Genomic DNA, 16,659 nt, shown 5'->3' with positions numbered 1-16,659 from the left:
GTCCGGGTACGGCGGAAGGGCCCTGGAAGACCGTCCGGTCTTCCAGGGCCCTTCCTCGTCCCGTGCCCGCGCCTACCCGGCGCGGCTACTCGGTCTTGATGGCGGTGAGCATGTTCAGCCGGGCGGCGCTGCGGGCCGGCCACATGGCGGCCAGGACGCCGACCACGCCGGCGAGCAGGAGGAAGATGCCGATCCGGTCGAACGGCAGGACCAGCGCGTAGTCCGGGACGGTCTTCGAGACGGTGGTGCCGACGGCCCAGGCGAGGAAGACGCCGATGACGATGCCGAGGACCGCGCCGAAGAGCGAGATCACCACGGCCTCCAGGCGGATCATGTTCTTGACCCGGCTGCGGTCGAGACCGATGGCGCGCAGCATCCCGATCTCCTGGGTCCGCTCGAAGACGGACATCGCCAGCGTGTTGACCACACCGAGCACCGAGATGATGAGGGCCATGCCGAGCAGGCCGTACATGATGTTCAGCGCCATGTTGATCAGGCCGCCCATCTCGTCCCGCATGTCCTGCCGGGTGGCGACGGTCATCGCCGGGTTCTTGCCGAGGGAGTCGACCACGGTCTGCTGGGCGGCCTTGGAGGCGCCGCCGTCGACGTTGACGTAGACCTCGCTGATGAACGGCTCGTCGGAGTGGGCGTTCAGGATCTTCTCGTCGATCACGTACGGGGAGAGCAGGCCCTCCAGGTCCTTGTAGACCGCGCCGACCTTCAGCGAGCCCTTCTCGCCGTCCTCGTACTGGACCTGGAGCGGGGAGCCGACCGTGAGCTTCTGCGCCGTGGCCGTCTTCTCCGCGACGGCCACCTCGCCCTTGCCGAGGCTGTCGAGCGAACCGCTGACGACCTCGATGTTCAGCAGCTGGCCGATGGCGCCCGGGGTGACGCCCGAGGTCGAGGCGAACTCGCCGCCGATCCGCAGCGAGCCCGCCACCTGCGGCGAGACCGCCTTGATGCCGGGGGCCTTGGCCAGCGTCTCGGGCACCGACTTGTCGAGGTAGCCCATGCCGCCGGACATGGAGACCTTGTAGTCGGCCTTGAGCTTGTCCGTGCTCATCCGGTCGACGGCCTTGCCCATGGTGACGCCGAGCACCGACAGGGTGGTGACCAGGGTCAGGCCGATGGCCAGGGAGGCGGCGGTGACGGCGGTGCGGCGCGGGTTGCGCACCGCGTTCTGCGCGGCCAGCTTGCCGGGGACCCCGAACAGCTTCTGCAGGGCGGGGCGGACGGACGCGATGACCGGCTGGGAGAGCAGCGGCAGCAGCACGATCATGCCGATGAGCATGAAGAACGCGCCCGCGCCGATCACCATGCGGCCGTCGCCGCCCATGGACACGCCGAGCAGGACCACGCCGATGCCGATGAGGCTGATGACGGAGCCGAGCACGTTGCGCAGGACCAGGGACTTGGAGCTGGCCGGCAGGTGGGCGCTGCCCATGGCGGCGACCGGGGCGATCCGGCCGGTGCGCCAGGCGGGGAGCACGGCGGCCAGGGTGGTGACGACGACGCCGATGACCAGGGCCGCGACGACGGTGCCCGGGGCGATGACGAGGTCGCCGCCCGGGAGCTTGGCGCCGAAGGAGCCCATCACGGAGCGCATGCCGACGGCCAGGCCGATGCCGCTGACCAGGCCGATGACGGCGGACACGGCGCCGACGACGAGGGCCTCGGCGAGGACCGAGCGCATGACCTGGCCGCGGTTGGCGCCGACGGCGCGCAGCAGGGCCAGCTCCCTGGTGCGCTGGGTGACCAGCATGGTGAAGGTGTTGTAGATGAGGAAGACGCCGACGAAGAGGGCGATGCCCGCGAAGGCGAGCAGCATGGTGCTCATGCCGCCCAGTTCCCGCTCGATGTCCTTGGCCTGCTCCCGGGCGAGCTCGGCGCCGGTCTGCGCCTTGGTGTGGTCGCCGCCGACCAGCGGCTTGATCTCGGTGAGCAGCTGGTCGGCGGAGGTACCGGCCTTCGCGGACACCGAGAGCTCCTGGAAGAAGCCGGGCTTGAGGTAGAGCTCCTGGGCGACCTTGGTGTCGAAGAGCACCAGGCTGCCGCCGGCCTGGACGGCGCCGTCCTCGGTGGTGAAGACACCGGCGAGGGAGTACTCCTTGACCGGGCCGTTCGTGGCGACGCGGACCTTGTCGCCCACCGCGTAGCCGCCCGCGTCCGCGGTCGCCCGGTCGAGGGCGATCTCGTCGGACTTGGCCGGGCCGGCGCCGGTGGTGAAGGCGTAGCGCGGGTCCTTGCCGTCCTTGACGGGGGCGTAGTTGGAGCCCTTGTTGGACCAGCCGGAGCCGATCAGCTTGCCGTCCTCGTCGCCGACGCCGGCGAAGCCCTGGACGCGGCCGGAGACGGCGTCGACGCCGCCCAGGCCCCGGACCTTGTCGAGGGTCGCCTGGCTGATGCCGGGCTCGCCCTCCGGGCGGCCCTCGTCGTCGCGGCCCTGGCCGTAGGAGGTGACGGAGACGGCGATGCCGTCGTAGCTCTTGGCGGACTGGCCGGAGAGGGACTTCTTGAGGGTGTCGGTGAAGACGAGGGTGCCGGAGACGAAGGCGACGCCGAGGGTGACGGCGAGCACCGTCATCAGCAGCCGGGCCTTGTGCGCGAGGACGTTGCGCAGGGCGGTACGGAACATGAGGGAAAGTCCAGGGGTTCGGTTGCGGTCAGCGGAGGCCGGGCGGGGGGGGCGGCCGCCTCAGCTGGTGCGGCCCTTGGCGTCGAACGCCTTCATGCGGTCCAGGACGGCGTCCGCGGTGGGCGCCGTCATCTCGTCGACGATGCTGCCGTCGGCGAGGAAGACGACCCGGTCCGCGTAGGCCGCGGCGACCGGGTCGTGGGTGACCATCACGACCGTCTGGCCGAGCTCGCGCACCGAGTTGCGCAGGAAGCCCAGAACCTCGGCGCCGGAGCGCGAGTCGAGGTTTCCGGTGGGCTCGTCACCGAAGATGATCTCGGGGCGGGAGGCCAGGGCGCGGGCCACGGCCACGCGCTGCTGCTGGCCGCCGGAGAGCTGGGTCGGGCGGTGGCCGAGGCGGTCGGAGAGACCGACCATGGCGATCACGGTGTCCAGCCACTGCTTGTCGGGCTTGCGGCCGGCGATGTCCATGGGGAGCGTGATGTTCTCCAGGGCGGTCAGGGTCGGCAGCAGGTTGAAGGCCTGGAAGATGAAGCCGATCTTGTCCCGGCGCAGCTGCGTGAGCTGCTTGTCCTTCAGGGAGCCCAGCTCGGTGTCGCCGATGCGCACGGACCCGGAGGAGAAGGTGTCCAGTCCGGCGACGCAGTGCATCAGCGTGGACTTGCCGGAGCCCGAGGGGCCCATGATCGCGGTGAACTCGCCCTGGTTGAAGTTCACGCTGACGTTGTCCAGGGCGACCACCCGGGTCTCGCCCTGGCCGTACACCTTGGAGAGGCCGGTGGCGCGGGCCGCCACGGCCTGGGTGGTGTGCGGGGCGTAGTTCATGGTGGTCACGGGAGCGACTCCTGGGGCTGCGGACCGGCTGCGGTCTACGGATCGGCGGGACGTTCCCATCCTCACCGGGACCGCCCCCGCTCCGGATCAGCCGTGGTGCCCGTTCACTGGCCCACCGCAGGTGGACCACGGGCCCGCCGGACTCCTCCTCTGGTATGACAAGGGACCTGCCGCGCGACGGACCCGCGGTGCGCGGCCCGGCCCCGGTGCGGGGCGGTCCGGGGGTGGCAGGGGGGTGGCAGGGGGGTGGCAGGGGGGTGGCGCGCGGGGTGGCGGATGCCATCGAAATCCCGTCATTCCCACACGGGTCGTGACGGCCTTCCGGAAGGTGCCCACCGTGCGTTCTGGGGTCTGACGACCCCTCAAGCGCCAATAAAATCAGACAACATCGGATAGACACCCCGTTGGCGTCGATCGTCTTCCGGATAGGCTCGGCGCAGCGTTCAAGGCTTTTTCACGGGGCCGCCGCGCCTTGCCCGGATGGTGGAATGCAGACACGGCGAGCTTAAACCTCGCTGGCCCTCGGGCCGTGCCGGTTCAAGTCCGGCTCCGGGCACTCCGCGCCGCAGCGAAGCCCCGTCCGTTTATCCCCGGCGCTTCGCCATGCCTTCTCCTAAGATCCTCCTCCAGCTGTAGGGTGCTTTCTTTGCGAGCGCATTACTCTTGAGTCAAGGCCGCGCTCGGTGGCCACGGAGGAGTGAGATGAGGAGCAGTAACCCGGTCTTCTCGCGACGGGGGTTCAGCCGCGACAACGGTGGTCATGCGGGCTTCGACGCCCAGCAGCAGCACCAGCAGGCCGGGGCCGCGACCAACCCGTACGCGACGAACCCGTATGCGACCGACCCGGCCACGGGTATGCCACAGGCGCCGGCGCGCACCGACGTGATGACCATCGACGACGTCGTGAGCCGTACGGCCATGACGCTCGGCACGGTCATCCTGACGGCGACGCTCGCCTGGGTCCTGCTGCCCGTCGACCCGGCCAACATCGGCACGTCCTACGGCATCGCTATCGGCGCGGCCCTGGTCGCCTTCGTCCTGGCCATGGTCCAGTCGTTCAAGCGGAAGGCCTCGCCGCCGGTCATCCTGGCCTACGCGGCCTTCGAGGGCGTCTTCCTCGGCGTGATCAGCGCGGCCGTCAGCACCTACCTGGGCGCGGGCGTCGTCATCCAGGCCGTGATGGGCACGATGTGCGTCTTCGCCGCCGTGCTCTTCGCGTACAAGATGCGCTGGATCCGCGTGAACCGGCGCTTCACCGGTTTCGTGATGGCCGCCGCCATGGGCTTCATGCTGCTCATGCTGGCGAACCTGCTGTTCTCGGTCTTCGCCGGCGGTGACGGCCTCGGCTTCCGCAGCGGCGGCCTCGGCATCCTGTTCGGCGTCATCGGCGTCATCCTGGGCGCCTGCTTCCTCGCCCTGGACTTCAAGCAGGTCGAGGACGGCGTGACGTACGGCGCCCCCCGCGAGGAGGCGTGGCTGGCGGCCTTCGGCCTCACCATGACCCTCGTGTGGATCTACCTGGAGATGCTCCGTCTCTTCTCGATCCTCTCGGGCGACGACTAGCGGGACCGGCAGCCGTCCCGGCTGTCCACGACGCAGGGGAAGGCCCCGCGAGCACACTGCTCGCGGGGCCTTCCCGCGTTCGAGGCGGGACGTTCGAGGCGGACAGGGGTCGGGAACGGGGTCCTCAGGGCTCAGCCGAAGCGGCGCGCGGCCCTGCGCAGGTCGTACTCGTGGATGATCGCCTTGGCCTGGCCGTACGACAGCTCGTGCGCGCCGCGCAGCCAGCCGACCTTCTCCTCGAACCGGACGAGGGAGGGGCCCTCGTCGACGGTGCGGAGCCAGTCGGAGAGGTCACGACCGGTGGTCTGGGGGATTCTGTCGATCATGTTGCGGTGGGTCTGCTCGGAGAACTCTACGGACATATGGGCGCCTCCGGAGGTATCGCCGTGCTGTTCTCTTCACGACACCGTGCCGCAGAGTCCGCCCGTTGGCAATGGCGCCCGGACGGCGCGTAAGGTCGGCCGGGTGCTTGATACTTCGCCCCTGACCGCCGCCGTGGAACGCTTCGCCGACCGGTTGCGGGCCGCGCCGCAGAGCCGCTTGCAGCAGGGTGCCGCCGCCGTGGCGCTGGAGCTGGCCCGCGAGCTCTCCGTACGGGCGCAGCGCCTGGAGGGGTCCGGGCCGGCGCGGGAGATGCCGGACGCGGGGATCTTCGTCGTCGGCGACCAGGTGGCCGTGGCCGGGCTGGACCTCGCCGAGGCACTGCGCGGCGCGGCGGCGGCCGCGGCGGGGGCAGGGGCGGGGGACAGCACGAAGGCCCCGTCCGTGATCCTGGACGAGGCCGTGCGGCTGGTGGAGCGGGCGGACGTCAGAGCGATGCGATGACCCGGTCCGCGAGGATGTAGACGTTGCTGTCGGCGTCCCCGGCGTCGCCGCAGGAGAAGGTCAGGGCGTACGCCCCGGAGATGCCCGAGCCGCCCAGCAGGACCGGCGCGGTGCCCGAGCGCAGGGCCTCGGCGAGGCGCTCGGCGGTCTCCCGGTGGCCGGGGGTCATGCAGAGCGTGGTGCCGTCGGTGAAGACGTACACGTCGAGCGTGCCCAGGGGGCCCGGGCGGACGTCCGCGAGGGCCGTGCGGGCCTCGGCGAGCTCCTCCAGGCGGCTGACGGTGCGCTCGTGGTCGGCGCCCGGGTGCGAGGCCTGGGCCGGTACGAAGTCGGGGTGCGAGGGGTGGCGCCGACGGGCGGCGGCCAGCTCGGCCGAATCCTCCGGGTAGCCGGTGTACTCCTCGTAGGTCTCCTCGCCGAGCACCGCCTCCAGACCCACCAGATCGGCCTGCCGGGGCAGGAAGACCGGGCTGTCCTCGCCGAGCCCGGGCAGGCCGCCCAGCAGCGAGCCCGGGGTCTCCCCGGCGAAGTGAGGGGATGCGTCGGCGGCGTCGCGGGCCTCCTGCGCGGCCCAGAAGGCGCGCGCCTCGGCCAGCTCGCGCTCGCGCTCCTCGGCGAGGGCCTCGGCGACGGCGGCTCGTATTTCGGCGGCGGGGGACTCCACGGTGCCGCGGGCGTGCGGCACGGTCACACCGCGGGGGTGGGCCGGGGCCGACAGCTCACTGCGCAGGGCCGTGACCTGCTTGCGCAGGCCGTGGACGGCGTGCAGCGCAGCAGCGCCCACGGCCGTGGCAGCGGCCGTGGTCAGCAGCAGGGCAAGAGACATGGCGCTCACTGGCTAACTCCTGATTGTTTCGATCCCCCGACTTCCTACATCAGAGTGTCCTGACCTGGGAATGGCGTGCAGTGCATTACGTCACGAATTGGACAGGGCTTTCGTCCCGAGGACCTCAACCGCACACCAGTTGACCTGGGCATATGGCTATCCCCCAGGACAAAGGTCACATCCTGGGGGAGATTCGGTCACAGGTCGGCCGCGACGAGGTTAGAACCGGCGTCAGTACGGGACGCGTGACCGCGCCGGATCCCTTGCGGCGCCCGGGTTCCGCGACGTCGGGGCCGCTCCCGGCCGCGGTCCCACCCGATCGGACGAGCGACGCGCCCCCTACCCTCCGCTACGACCCTGCGCGGCGGCCGGAGCCCGTCTCGGACGCCGGCCGCGGCCAGGGGCCGCCCTCGCCACGCGGCGGAGCCGCACGTCGGTGCGGCCGGGCGACCCCTACCCTCCGCTACGGCTCAGCTCAGCCGCTCCGCTCTTGTGGTCGCGCTGAGCTTCGCCTGCGCTGCGGGCAGGTGCCGCCCTCGCCACGCGGCGGAGCCGCACGTCGATGCGGCCGGGCGACCCCTACCCTCCGCTACGGCTCAGCTCAGCCGCTCGATGACCATGGCCATGCCCTGGCCGCCGCCGACGCACATCGTCTCCAGGCCGAACTGCTTGTCGTGGAACTGCAGGCTGTTGATCAGGGTGCCGGTGATCCGGGCACCGGTCATCCCGAACGGGTGACCGACGGCGATGGCCCCGCCGTTGACGTTCAGCTTGTCCAGCGGGATCTCCAGGTCCCGGTAGGACGGGATGACCTGCGCCGCGAAGGCCTCGTTGATCTCGAACAGGTCGATGTCCCCGACGGTCAGGCCGGCCCGCTTCAGGGCCTGCTTGGACGCCTCGACCGGGCCCAGGCCCATGATCTCGGGGGAGAGGCCGGTGACGCCGGTGGAGACGATGCGCGCCAGCGGCGTCAGGCCCAGGTCCCGCGCTTTGGTGTCGCTCATGATGACCAGCGCGGCGGCGCCGTCGTTGAGCGGACAGCAGTTGGCGGCCGTGATCAGGCCGTCGGGGCGGAAGACGGGCTTGAGGCCCTGGACGCCCTCCAGCGTCACTCCGGCGCGCGGGCCGTCGTCGGCGGAGACGACCGTCCCGTCCGGCGTCGTAACCGGGGTGATCTCGCGCTCCCAGAAGCCGTTCTTGATCGCGGCCTCGGCCAGGTTCTGCGAGCGGACGCCGAACTCGTCCATGTCCTGGCGGGTCACGCCCTTCAGCCGCGCCAGGTTCTCCGCGGTCTGGCCCATCGCGATGTACGCGTCCGGCAGCAGGCCGTCCGCGCGCGGGTCGTGCCAGGACGCGCCCTCGCTCTGCGCGACCGCGGCCGTACGGGCCTCCGCGTCGGCGAAGAGCGGGTTGTGCGTGTCCGGCAGGCCGTCGGAGGAGCCCTTCACGGACCGGGAGACCATCTCGACGCCCGCCGAGATGAAGACGTCGCCCTCGCCCGCCTTGATGGCGTGCAGGGCCATCCGCGAGGTCTGGAGCGAGGAGGAGCAGTAGCGGGTGATCGTGCAGCCCGGCAGGTGGTCCATGCCCATCTGCACGGCGACGATGCGGCCCAGGTTGTGGCCCTGCTCGCCGCCGGGGAGGCCGCAGCCGAGCATCAGGTCGTCGATCTCGCGCGGGTCCAGCCCGGGGACCTTGGCGAGCGCGGCCTGGATGACCGTCGCGGTCAGATCGTCGGGGCGGACGTCCTTGAGGGACCCCTTGAAGGCGCGTCCGATGGGCGAGCGGGCGGTCGAGACGATGACGGCTTCGGGCATCGGGACTCCATGGGGTGCGTCGTTGCGGGACCGCAAGCGAAGTTACCGCCCCGTACGGTCGAGGTCACCGGCCTTGCGGTGTGATGCCGGTCGCTCCCGCGGGGTCGGCGGGTGGCCGGGCGGGCGCCGGGGCGGCTCCGCGCCGCCTCCGGCGCCCGCCCACCGACCCGGCGTCGGGTCGGCGTCCGGCGCGGCGTCCGGCGTGTCGGCGCGGTGCGGGGGCCGCAGCGCGGACCGGGCCCGGGGCCCGGGGCGCCCCGGGCCCCGCTGGTGCGGCCGCGGCGTGAGCGGGCCGCCGGGCCGCCCCGGGGCGCGCCCCGGCCGTAGGGCGCCCCCGAGGGGCCCGGCGTGCGTCAGGCCGGGCCGGAGACCGCCTCGGCGTCCGGCGTACCCGTGGCGCCCGTCCCGGCGCGGGCGGGCGGCTCCGGCTCCTCGCCCGGGACCCGCCGGCGGCGGCGGTGCTTGAGCAGGGCCCAGGGCCCGCGGGCCGCGGTGACCTCCGTGCCCGCCTCGTCGGCGGCCGCCGACGCGGCCTTGGCCACCGGGAGCATGTCCTCGTCCCGGGACATGTCCAGCCGGTCCGACTCGGGCCACACCCCGAGCGCCGCGCACAGCGTGGGGAGGACCGCCATCGCGGCCGTCGCGTACCCCTCGGCCGACGGGTGGTAGGAGTCGGGGCCGAACATCTCGCGCGGGTTCGCGGCGAACTCGGGGCCCAGCAGGTCCCCCATGGAGACCGTACGGGCGCCCAGCGCGACCACCCCTATGGTCTGGGCCGCCGCCAGCTGGCGCGAGACCCGCCGGGCCACCCACCGCAGCGGCTGGTACACCGGCTCGATCGTGCCCAGGTCCGGACAGGTGCCCACGACGACCTCGGAGCCCGCCAGCCGCAGCCGCCGGACGGCCGAGGTCAGGCACCGCACCGAATGGGTCGGCGGCATCCGCCGGGTCACGTCGTTCGCGCCGATCATGATCACGCAGACGTCCGGAGGGGGCACCTCCCGCCCCTCCGGCCCGTCGAGCAGCAGGTCCACCTGCCGGTCCAGGTCGTCCGACATCGCCCCCGACAGGGCCACGTTGCGCAGTTCCACGGGCCGCTCGGCCACTGCCGCCAGTCCGGAGGCCAGCAGGGCGGCCGGCGTCTGCCGGGCCCGCCGCACGCCCAGGCCCGCGGCCGTGGAGTCGCCCAGCATGCCCAGCCGCAGGGGCCCCGGGCTCTGCTCGGGTCCGCCGAACTCGCTCCCGTACAGCCCGTCCGCGCGCGGCGGATCCGGCAGCCCGGTCCCCACCGTCCGCTTCGCGAACTGGACCTCCGCCAGCACCAGGCCCACCGCCGCGGCCCCGACCAGCCCGAGGCCGCCTCCGCCGTACGCCGCTCCCGCCGCGATCCGGCGGGCCGTTCTCGCCCTCGACACGCTTCAGGCCACCTCCTCGTCCCTCGCCGACCTACCTGCCCCGTACGTACGGTCGTCCAATCCCTTTCGGCATACCCTGGCCGGACCTCCCGGAGAACCCGTGGAGTCCCCTCCTTGGAGAACATGGTGCAATTCCACGACTCGATGATCAGCCTCGTCGGCAACACCCCGCTGGTGAAGCTCAACCGTGTGACCGAAGGCCTGCAGGCCACCGTCCTTGCGAAGGTCGAGTACTTCAACCCCGGCGGGTCGGTGAAGGACCGCATCGCCGTACGGATGATCGAGGCCGCCGAGCAGAGCGGAGCCCTCAAGCCCGGTGGCACCATCGTGGAGCCGACCAGCGGCAACACGGGGGTAGGACTCGCCATCGTGGCCCAGCAGAAGGGCTACCACTGCATCTTCGTCTGCCCCGACAAGGTGTCCGCGGACAAGATCAACGTCATGCGTGCGTACGGCGCCGACGTCGTGGTCTGCCCGACCGCGGTCGACCCCGAGCACCCGGACTCGTACTACAACGTGTCCGACCGCCTCGTGCGCGAGACGCCCGGCGCCTGGAAGCCCGACCAGTACAGCAACGCGAACAACCCCCGTTCGCACTACGAGACCACCGGTCCCGAGCTCTGGGAGCAGACGGACGGGAAGATCACCCACTTCGTCGCGGGCGTCGGCACCGGCGGCACGATCTCCGGCACCGGCCGCTACCTGAAGGAGGTGTCCGGCGGCAAGGTCAAGGTCATCGGCGCCGACCCCGAGGGTTCGGTCTACTCCGGCGGCTCGGGCCGCCCGTACCTCGTCGAGGGTGTCGGCGAGGACTTCTGGCCGACCGCCTACGACCGCACCGTCACCGACGAGATCATCGCGGTGTCCGACAAGGACTCCTTCCAGATGACCCGCCGCCTCGCGAAGGAGGAGGGCCTGCTCGTCGGCGGCTCCTGCGGCATGGCGGTCGTGGCCGCCCTGCGCGCCGCCGAGGGCCTGGGACCGGACGACGTCGTCGTCGTCCTGCTGCCGGACAGCGGCCGCGGCTACCTCAGCAAGATCTTCAGCGACGAGTGGATGGCCGGCCACGGCTTCCTGGAGGAGGCGGGTCCCTCCGCGCGCATCGGCGACGTGCTGGACGACAAGGAGGGCGGCATCCCCTCCCTCGTCCACATGCACCCCGAGGAGACCGTCGGCCAGGCCATCGAGGTCCTGCGCGAGTACGGCGTCTCGCAGATGCCGATCGTCAAGCCGGGCGCCGGCCACCCCGACGTCATGGCCGCCGAGGTCATCGGCTCCGTCGTGGAGAAGGAGCTGCTGGCCGCGCTGTTCGCCCAGCGCGCCTCGCTCGGCGACCCGCTGGAGAAGCACATGAGCGCGCCGCTGCCGCAGGTCGGCTCGGGCGAGCCGGTCTCCGAGCTGATGTCCGTGCTCGGCGAGGCCGACGCGGCGATCGTGCTGGTCGAGGGCAAGCCGACCGGTGTCGTCAGCCGCCAGGACCTGCTGGCCTTCCTGGCCAAGGGCTCCAAGTAGCCGCCGCGGTGCGCCGGCCGCCGCGGCCGCGCACCGCCGCCGCGGCCGTGCGCGCGTCCGACGCGCAATCGGTACGGGCCCGACACGTGGGCGCAGCAGTGGCTTAACACGGCTCCGGCACAGTGGTGGTCGTCGGCAGGGAAGACCGGGAGACCGGAAACCCGGCCGGCACCACGAGCGGCGTTGCGCGACTCCGGAGCGGCTCCCGGACCGCCTGCGTCACGGACGCGGACGGCCCTGACCCGGCCCGTGTCCTCGCGGGGACCGCCGTCGTCCCGCCCCCGGGCAACCGGGGTGCGGCGGTCCCCGCCTCACTCTTCTCCGGGCCCGTGAGCCCCCCGCCCTGTCGGCCGCCTCGCCCGCCTCGCCCGCCGGCCCCGTCAGTCGAGCGGATCGCGGCTCCCGCGGCCGCCGAAGGACTTGTGGGCGTGGACGAAGTTCACCGCCACGATGCCCGCCCACACCACGAGCAGCCCGCTCAGGCGGGCGTGCGCGGCGCCGATCGCCGAGAGCGGGATCGCCAGGATCAGCGTGAGGACGGCGAAGCCGAACCGCTCCCCGAACGCGGCCCCGGGCGAGGGCGGGCCGCCGCCGGGCCCGCCGCGGGCCGCCCGCAGGCGTTCCTCGGCCAGCCGCCGCCTGACCTGTGTGTCGACCTTCTCGACGAACGAGTCCACCAGTTCGGCCTCGTACTCCGGACCCAGCTCCCGCCGGGCGTCCAGGGTGGCGTCGAGTTCCTTCTTCAGCTCTCGGGCATGCGCGTCCATCCCCCCACCGTAGGAACCGCCGCGGTCCCCGGCACTGGGGCTAGCCCCCCGGTTAGCCTCCGGCCGGCCCCCGCCGGTCCGGTCCGCCCCGCTCCGCCCCCTTCCGACTGACGGGCGCGGGTTGCCCCGCTGCATAACCGCATGCAGAGTGCTCCGTGACTGAATATCTCAACCGGGGACGGGATGGAGGGGACGGCCATGAGCGACGGCCCGGCCGCACGGCTGCAGGCGCTGTTCGAAGGGCACCGGCTGACGCCGACCCAGCGGCGGATCGCGCACTGCATGGTGCGGGGGGCGGCCGAGGTGCCGTTCCTGTCGAGCGTGGAGCTCGCCGAACTCGCGGGGGTGAGCCAGCCCTCCGTGACCCGGTTCGCGGTGGCGCTCGGCTTCGACGGGTACCCGGCGCTGCGCCGGCACCTGCGCGAGGTGGCTCCCGCCGAGCGGGCCGGGGCCGAGCACGGGGACGCGTACAACGAGTACCAGCAGGCCGTCCAGGGCGAGATCGAGAACCTGCGGCAGCTGTCGGCGATGCTCGCCGACCCCGCGCCGGTCCAGGAGGCGGGCCGGCTGCTCGCCGCCTCGGTCCCGCTGCCGGTGCTCGGGCTGCGGGCGGCGTCCTCGCAGGCGCGCGGGTTCGCGTACTTCGCCGGCAAGGTGCACCCGGACGTACGGCTGCTCGACGAGGGCGGCTCGATGCTGGAGGACCGCATCGACGCGGCCCGCTACGACGGCGCCACCGCGTTGCTGTGCTTCGCGCTGCCCCGCCACCCCCGGGAGGTCGTGGACACCCTGGAGCGCTCCCGGCGGGCCGGGCTGACGGTCGTCACGGTGGCGGACTCGGCGTTCGCGCCGGTCGCCCGCCACTCGGACCTGCTGATCCCGGCCCCCGTCGGCACCGGCCTGGCCTTCGACACGGCCTGCGCCCCGATGCTGCTGGGCCGGGTACTGCTGGAGGCGATGGCGGACGCGCTGCCGGACGCGCAGGCTCGGCTGGAGGCCTTCGACGCGCGGGCCGCGGCACGGGGGCTGTTCGTGGAGTGAGCGCGGCGCGCGCTCGGCGGTGGTTCGGCTCGGCGGTGGTTCGGCTCAGCGGTAGTTCAGCTCGGCCAGCTCGGTGGCGAGGCGCTCGCGCAGGGCCGGGACGCGGGCGAGCAGGGGGAGTGCGGTGTTGCGCGCGCCGCGCAGCAGCGGGTTGCGGGTGGTGGCGACGCGGGTCATCCGGTCGGTCAGCGCGACCACGCGCAGGGCCACGGGCCGGCGGCGGGCCTCGTAGCCGTCGGGGCCGTCGAGGGGGCCGGCCGTCAGCGCCCGGCCGAGGGCGTGGCCGTCCTGGATGCCGGTGTTCATGCCCTGCCCCCCGGCCGGGCTGTGCACGTGGGCGGCGTCCCCGGCGAGCAGCAGCCGGCCGGCCCGGTACGAGTCGGCGACGCGGTGGTGGATCCGGAACCGGGACGACCAGACGAGTTCCGCGACGGTGGCCTGGCCGGGGGCGCGCTCGGCCAGCAGCGCCCGTACGTACGCCAGGTCCGGCGCGGCCGGGGCCCCCTCGGCGGTGGCGACGACCCGGTAGTGCCCGCCCGTGCGGCCTCCGGACCCGGAGGGGCCGGCGTCCGGCAAGGGAGCGACCACGGTGAGCCCGGCGGAGCCGAAGGCGAGCGAGACCTCGCGGGGGCCCGGGGCCCAGTCCATGACGACGTCGGCGAGGACGAAGGACTCCTCGTACGGCTTGCCGGTGAAGCCGATGCCGGCGGCCCCGCGGACGGTGCTGTGCATGCCGTCGGCACCGACGGCGCGGGCGGCCCGCAGGGTCTCGCCGGAGGCGGTGGTGAGGGTGACCCCGTCCGCGTCCTGCTCGACGCCGGTGACCTCGTACGGCCGGTGGACCTCGCCGCCGAGGGCGCGCAGGCGCCGGAGCAGGGCGGCCTCGGTCTCGTACTGGGGGACCATCAGCGCGTACGGGTGGGCCGTGCGCAGCCCGCCGAAGTCGACCGCGCCCAGCGGGCGGGCGCCGTCGCGGACCTGGAACCGGGTGACGCGCAGGCCGCGGCCGATCAGGTCGGCGGACAGGGCCCCGGACGGGTCCATCTCGTCGAGGACCTCCAGGGTGCGGGCGTGCACGACGGCGGCGCGCGAGGTGTTGGCCCCCTCGGCCTGCCGGTCGAGGAGCACGAAGTCGACGCCGGCTTGGGCGAGCGTCGCGGCGAGGGCGAGCCCGGTGGGGCCGGCGCCGACGATCGCGACCTCGGTGCGGGCGGGGAGCGGGAGTGCGGCGGTGCTGGTCATGACGGCCTCCTCCAGAATGCCAACGACTGTTGGCCAACGTCTGTGGGCAACAGCATGCGCCTGCCGCCCTGGCGTGTCAACGCATGTTGGCCTACGGTTGTTGGCATGACGGTACGCAGATCGGATCAGACGAGGACGGCCATCCTGCGCGCGGCGCGCGAGCGCTTCGCCGCGCAGGGGTACGAGCGCACCACCATCCGCGCCGTCGCGGGGGACGCGGGGATCGACCCCTCCATGGTCATGCGCTACTACGGCAGCAAGGAGGGCCTCTTCGACGCGGCCCTCGCGGTCGACCTGCGCCTGCCGGACCTCGCGGCCGTGCCGGCACGGGAGCTCCCCGCGGCCCTCGTGCGGCACTTCGTCGAGCGCTGGGAGGGTGACCCGGCCGACGACGCGCTGCTCGTACTGCTCCGCTCGGCGGTGACCAACGAGCGGGCGGCCGCCCGCATGCGGGAGGTGTTCGCGGACCAGGTCGCCCCCGCGCTGGCGGCGGCCCTCGGCCCGGAGCGGGCCGCCCGTACGGCCGGCCTGGTCTCCGCCCAGCTGCTGGGCCTGGCCCTGAGCCGCTACCTGCTGCGGCTGCCCGCGGTGACCGCGCTGACCCCGGACGACCTGGTCGCGGGCCTCGCCCCGGCCCTCGCGGCCACCCTGACGCGGGAGCCGTAGCGGGGCGGCGGGGCGCCGGGCCCGCCGGGGCGCCCCGGTGGGCGGCGGCCGGGCCCTCGCGGCCGGGATCAGAGCAGGGCGTCCCGGTGGGCGGCGCCGGCCTCCGCCACGACGGCCGCCAGGTCCTGCGCCGGGCGGGCCGCGGCGAAGCGGACGGAGCCGTCCGGGCCGGCCGCGTATCCGTGGACCGCGGGGCGGGGCAGGCTGTTGTAGCCGTAGTGCGCCGTGAAGAAGTACGCGCCCGTGTCCGGCACCCCCACCAGGTCGCCCGGGGCCAGCAGCGGCAGCTCCCGGGCCGTGGCGAGCAGGTCGCCCGCGAAGCAGGCCGGCCCGGCGACGTCCTGGGCGACCGGGTCGCCGGTCTTCGGGACGCCCTGCGCGTCGTACGCCAGGACGCGGACCGGCCAGGCGGCCGGCGCGTACACGGTCCGGGTGGCCAGCTGGACCCCGGCGTGGGTGACGGCGATCGGGCGGCCCCCGGTGGTCTTGGTGTACTCGACCCGCGCGAGGACCAGCCCGTGCTTGGCCAGCAGAGCCCGGCCGAACTCCGTCACCAGGCCGTACGAGCCGTCGAAGAGGCCGGGCACCGCCTCGCGCAGGGCGGCCGCGTACGCCGCGAAGGCCGGCGCCTCCCCGTCCGAGGCGAAGTCCACCGGCAGCCCGCCGCCGATGTCGAGGGTGTCGACCTGACGGCGCCCGGCCGCCGCGTTGATCTCCTCTGCCAGCGTGTGCAGCTCCCGTACGCCCTGGGCGAGCAGGGGGAGCGGGACCCCCTGCGAGCCGGAGTGGACGTGCAGGCGCGTCAGCCACGGCCGGTCCAGGAAGGCCCGGACGAGCCGGGCCCGGGCGCCCGGGTCGCGCAGGGCGACACCGAACTTCGAGGTGGCGGTGGCGGTGGAGAGGGCGCCGATCGTGCCCGCGCCCGTCTGGGGGTTGATCCGGACGCCGATCGGGGAGGACGTGGGCGCCGCCGCGACCAGGGCGTCGAGGCGCTCCAGCTCCTGGTGGTTGTCGGCGTTGACGGCGATCCCGAGCGCGAGGGCCTCCCGCAGCTCGGCGGTCGTCTTGGCGGGGGAGTCCAGGACGGTGTGCTCCGGCGGGGCCCCGGCCGCCCGGGCCAGTGCCAGCTCGCCGGCGCTCGCCACCTCGCAGCCGATCCCGCAGTCCGCGAGCAGCCGCAGGACCGGTACGAGCGGGGCGGCCTTGACGGCGAAGGCGTGCAGGACCGGCGTGCCCGGCGGCAGCACCGCCGCGAACGCCCCGGTCAGGGCGGCCGCCGAGGCCCGGATCCCGGCCGTGTCGAGCAGGCAGACCAGCGGCTCGGAGTCGAGCAGCCCCTGCCGGACGGCGGCCCGCACGGCCAGGTCCCGCCGCCGCACCCGGCCCCCTGCGGCCCCTGGACCCGGCCCCGCGCCCCGCCCAGCCCCCGCGCCCGGCCCGGCTCCCGCGCCCGGCCCGGCCCCCGCGCCCGGCCCGGCTCCCGCGCCCGGCCCGGCTCCCGCGCCCGGCCCGGCTC

The 16,659-nt window shown here is 73.6% G+C and carries 14 protein-coding genes and 1 tRNA gene; 6 read left to right on the top strand and 9 right to left on the bottom strand.

Annotated elements, in window-relative coordinates; translation table 11 throughout:
- Positions 1–85: 85 nt before the first annotated feature.
- Positions 86–2,635 carry an ABC transporter permease gene (locus tag ACFWW8_RS18250; protein WP_386529892.1) on the bottom strand — a complete coding sequence of 850 codons (2,550 nt, stop codon included), beginning with the start codon at positions 2,633–2,635 and terminating at the stop codon, positions 86–88.
- 60 nt (positions 2,636–2,695) lie between these two features.
- Complete coding sequence (locus ACFWW8_RS18245; protein WP_386530095.1) at positions 2,696–3,460, bottom strand: ABC transporter ATP-binding protein; 765 nt, start codon at positions 3,458–3,460, stop codon at positions 2,696–2,698.
- 483 nt (positions 3,461–3,943) lie between these two features.
- Here ACFWW8_RS18245 and ACFWW8_RS18240 point away from each other — a divergent pair.
- Positions 3,944–4,025: transfer RNA gene (locus ACFWW8_RS18240), tRNA-Leu, on the top strand.
- 146 nt (positions 4,026–4,171) lie between these two features.
- Positions 4,172–5,032: a Bax inhibitor-1/YccA family protein gene (locus ACFWW8_RS18235; protein ID WP_386529890.1), complete on the top strand. Its 861-nt coding sequence runs from the start codon at positions 4,172–4,174 to the stop codon at positions 5,030–5,032.
- A gap of 131 nt (positions 5,033–5,163) precedes the next feature.
- Here the strand turns inward: ACFWW8_RS18235 and ACFWW8_RS18230 are convergent, their stop codons facing one another.
- Positions 5,164–5,394 carry a DUF4287 domain-containing protein gene (locus tag ACFWW8_RS18230; RefSeq protein ID WP_383925695.1) on the bottom strand — a complete coding sequence of 77 codons (231 nt, stop codon included), beginning with the start codon at positions 5,392–5,394 and terminating at the stop codon, positions 5,164–5,166.
- A 103-nt stretch (positions 5,395–5,497) separates the two neighbouring features.
- Between ACFWW8_RS18230 and ACFWW8_RS18225 the strand changes: the two genes are divergently transcribed.
- Positions 5,498–5,857, top strand: coding sequence for a hypothetical protein (locus tag ACFWW8_RS18225; RefSeq protein ID WP_386529887.1), 360 nt, complete (start codon positions 5,498–5,500; stop codon positions 5,855–5,857).
- On the opposite strand, the gene ACFWW8_RS18220 is transcribed toward ACFWW8_RS18225, so the two are convergent.
- From ACFWW8_RS18220 to ACFWW8_RS18210, 3 genes are all read right to left on the bottom strand, one after another.
- Complete coding sequence (locus tag ACFWW8_RS18220; protein WP_386530094.1) at positions 5,841–6,683, bottom strand: hypothetical protein; 843 nt, start codon at positions 6,681–6,683, stop codon at positions 5,841–5,843. The genes ACFWW8_RS18225 and ACFWW8_RS18220 overlap by 17 nt on opposite strands.
- Positions 6,684–7,279: 596 nt before the next feature.
- A complete protein-coding gene (locus tag ACFWW8_RS18215) occupies positions 7,280–8,500 on the bottom strand; it encodes an acetyl-CoA C-acetyltransferase (RefSeq protein WP_386529886.1) in 1,221 nt (406 codons plus the stop codon).
- A gap of 353 nt (positions 8,501–8,853) precedes the next feature.
- The gene (locus tag ACFWW8_RS18210) at positions 8,854–9,915 is read right to left on the bottom strand and encodes an SGNH/GDSL hydrolase family protein (protein ID WP_386529884.1); all 1,062 of its coding nucleotides are present in this window, start codon (positions 9,913–9,915) and stop codon (positions 8,854–8,856) included.
- A gap of 126 nt (positions 9,916–10,041) precedes the next feature.
- Here ACFWW8_RS18210 and ACFWW8_RS18205 point away from each other — a divergent pair, with 126 nt between their 5' ends.
- Entirely contained in the window at positions 10,042–11,427 is a 1,386-nt protein-coding gene (locus ACFWW8_RS18205; RefSeq protein WP_386530093.1) for a cystathionine beta-synthase, read from the top strand.
- Positions 11,428–11,807: 380 nt separating this feature from the next.
- Here the strand turns inward: ACFWW8_RS18205 and ACFWW8_RS18200 are convergent, their stop codons facing one another.
- The gene (locus ACFWW8_RS18200) at positions 11,808–12,194 is read right to left on the bottom strand and encodes a hypothetical protein (protein ID WP_386529882.1); all 387 of its coding nucleotides are present in this window, start codon (positions 12,192–12,194) and stop codon (positions 11,808–11,810) included.
- Between the two features lie 198 nt (positions 12,195–12,392).
- Here ACFWW8_RS18200 and ACFWW8_RS18195 point away from each other — a divergent pair, with 198 nt between their 5' ends.
- Positions 12,393–13,235 (top strand): MurR/RpiR family transcriptional regulator, encoded by an 843-nt coding sequence (locus ACFWW8_RS18195; protein WP_386529880.1) that lies wholly within the window; start codon positions 12,393–12,395, stop codon positions 13,233–13,235.
- Positions 13,236–13,280: 45 nt separating this feature from the next.
- Here the strand turns inward: ACFWW8_RS18195 and ACFWW8_RS18190 are convergent, their stop codons facing one another.
- The gene (locus ACFWW8_RS18190) at positions 13,281–14,477 is read right to left on the bottom strand and encodes an FAD-dependent oxidoreductase (RefSeq protein ID WP_386529878.1); all 1,197 of its coding nucleotides are present in this window, start codon (positions 14,475–14,477) and stop codon (positions 13,281–13,283) included.
- Positions 14,478–14,582: 105 nt separating this feature from the next.
- Between ACFWW8_RS18190 and ACFWW8_RS18185 the strand changes: the two genes are divergently transcribed.
- Positions 14,583–15,143: a TetR family transcriptional regulator gene (locus tag ACFWW8_RS18185; RefSeq protein WP_386529876.1), complete on the top strand. Its 561-nt coding sequence runs from the start codon at positions 14,583–14,585 to the stop codon at positions 15,141–15,143.
- Between the two features lie 68 nt (positions 15,144–15,211).
- On the opposite strand, the gene ACFWW8_RS18180 is transcribed toward ACFWW8_RS18185, so the two are convergent.
- Positions 15,212–16,522, bottom strand: a complete 1,311-nt coding sequence (locus ACFWW8_RS18180; protein ID WP_386529874.1) for a diaminopimelate decarboxylase — start codon at positions 16,520–16,522, stop codon at positions 15,212–15,214.
- Positions 16,523–16,659 lie beyond the last annotated feature (137 nt).

Source organism: Streptomyces sp. NPDC058701 (genome assembly GCF_042715295.1).
GTDB lineage: Bacteria > Actinomycetota > Actinomycetes > Streptomycetales > Streptomycetaceae > Streptomyces.
The sequence above is the reverse complement of the archived record's forward strand: the minus strand, read 5'-3'. Positions and strand labels throughout refer to the sequence as shown.

Excerpts from the sequence above, each read along its gene's own strand:
- ACFWW8_RS18250 (WP_386529892.1), bottom strand. The coding sequence starts at position 2,635 with ATGTTCCGTACCGCCCTGCGCAACGTCCTCGCGCACAAGGCCCGGCTG.
- ACFWW8_RS18245 (WP_386530095.1), bottom strand. The coding sequence starts at position 3,460 with ATGAACTACGCCCCGCACACCACCCAGGCCGTGGCGGCCCGCGCCACC.
- ACFWW8_RS18235 (WP_386529890.1), top strand. The coding sequence starts at position 4,172 with ATGAGGAGCAGTAACCCGGTCTTCTCGCGACGGGGGTTCAGCCGCGAC.
- ACFWW8_RS18230 (WP_383925695.1), bottom strand. The coding sequence starts at position 5,394 with ATGTCCGTAGAGTTCTCCGAGCAGACCCACCGCAACATGATCGACAGA.
- ACFWW8_RS18220 (WP_386530094.1), bottom strand. The coding sequence starts at position 6,683 with ATGTCTCTTGCCCTGCTGCTGACCACGGCCGCTGCCACGGCCGTGGGC.
- ACFWW8_RS18215 (WP_386529886.1), bottom strand. The coding sequence starts at position 8,500 with ATGCCCGAAGCCGTCATCGTCTCGACCGCCCGCTCGCCCATCGGACGC.
- ACFWW8_RS18200 (WP_386529882.1), bottom strand. The coding sequence starts at position 12,194 with ATGGACGCGCATGCCCGAGAGCTGAAGAAGGAACTCGACGCCACCCTG.
- ACFWW8_RS18195 (WP_386529880.1), top strand. The coding sequence starts at position 12,393 with ATGAGCGACGGCCCGGCCGCACGGCTGCAGGCGCTGTTCGAAGGGCAC.
- ACFWW8_RS18190 (WP_386529878.1), bottom strand. The coding sequence starts at position 14,477 with ATGACCAGCACCGCCGCACTCCCGCTCCCCGCCCGCACCGAGGTCGCG.
- ACFWW8_RS18185 (WP_386529876.1), top strand. The coding sequence starts at position 14,583 with ATGACGGTACGCAGATCGGATCAGACGAGGACGGCCATCCTGCGCGCG.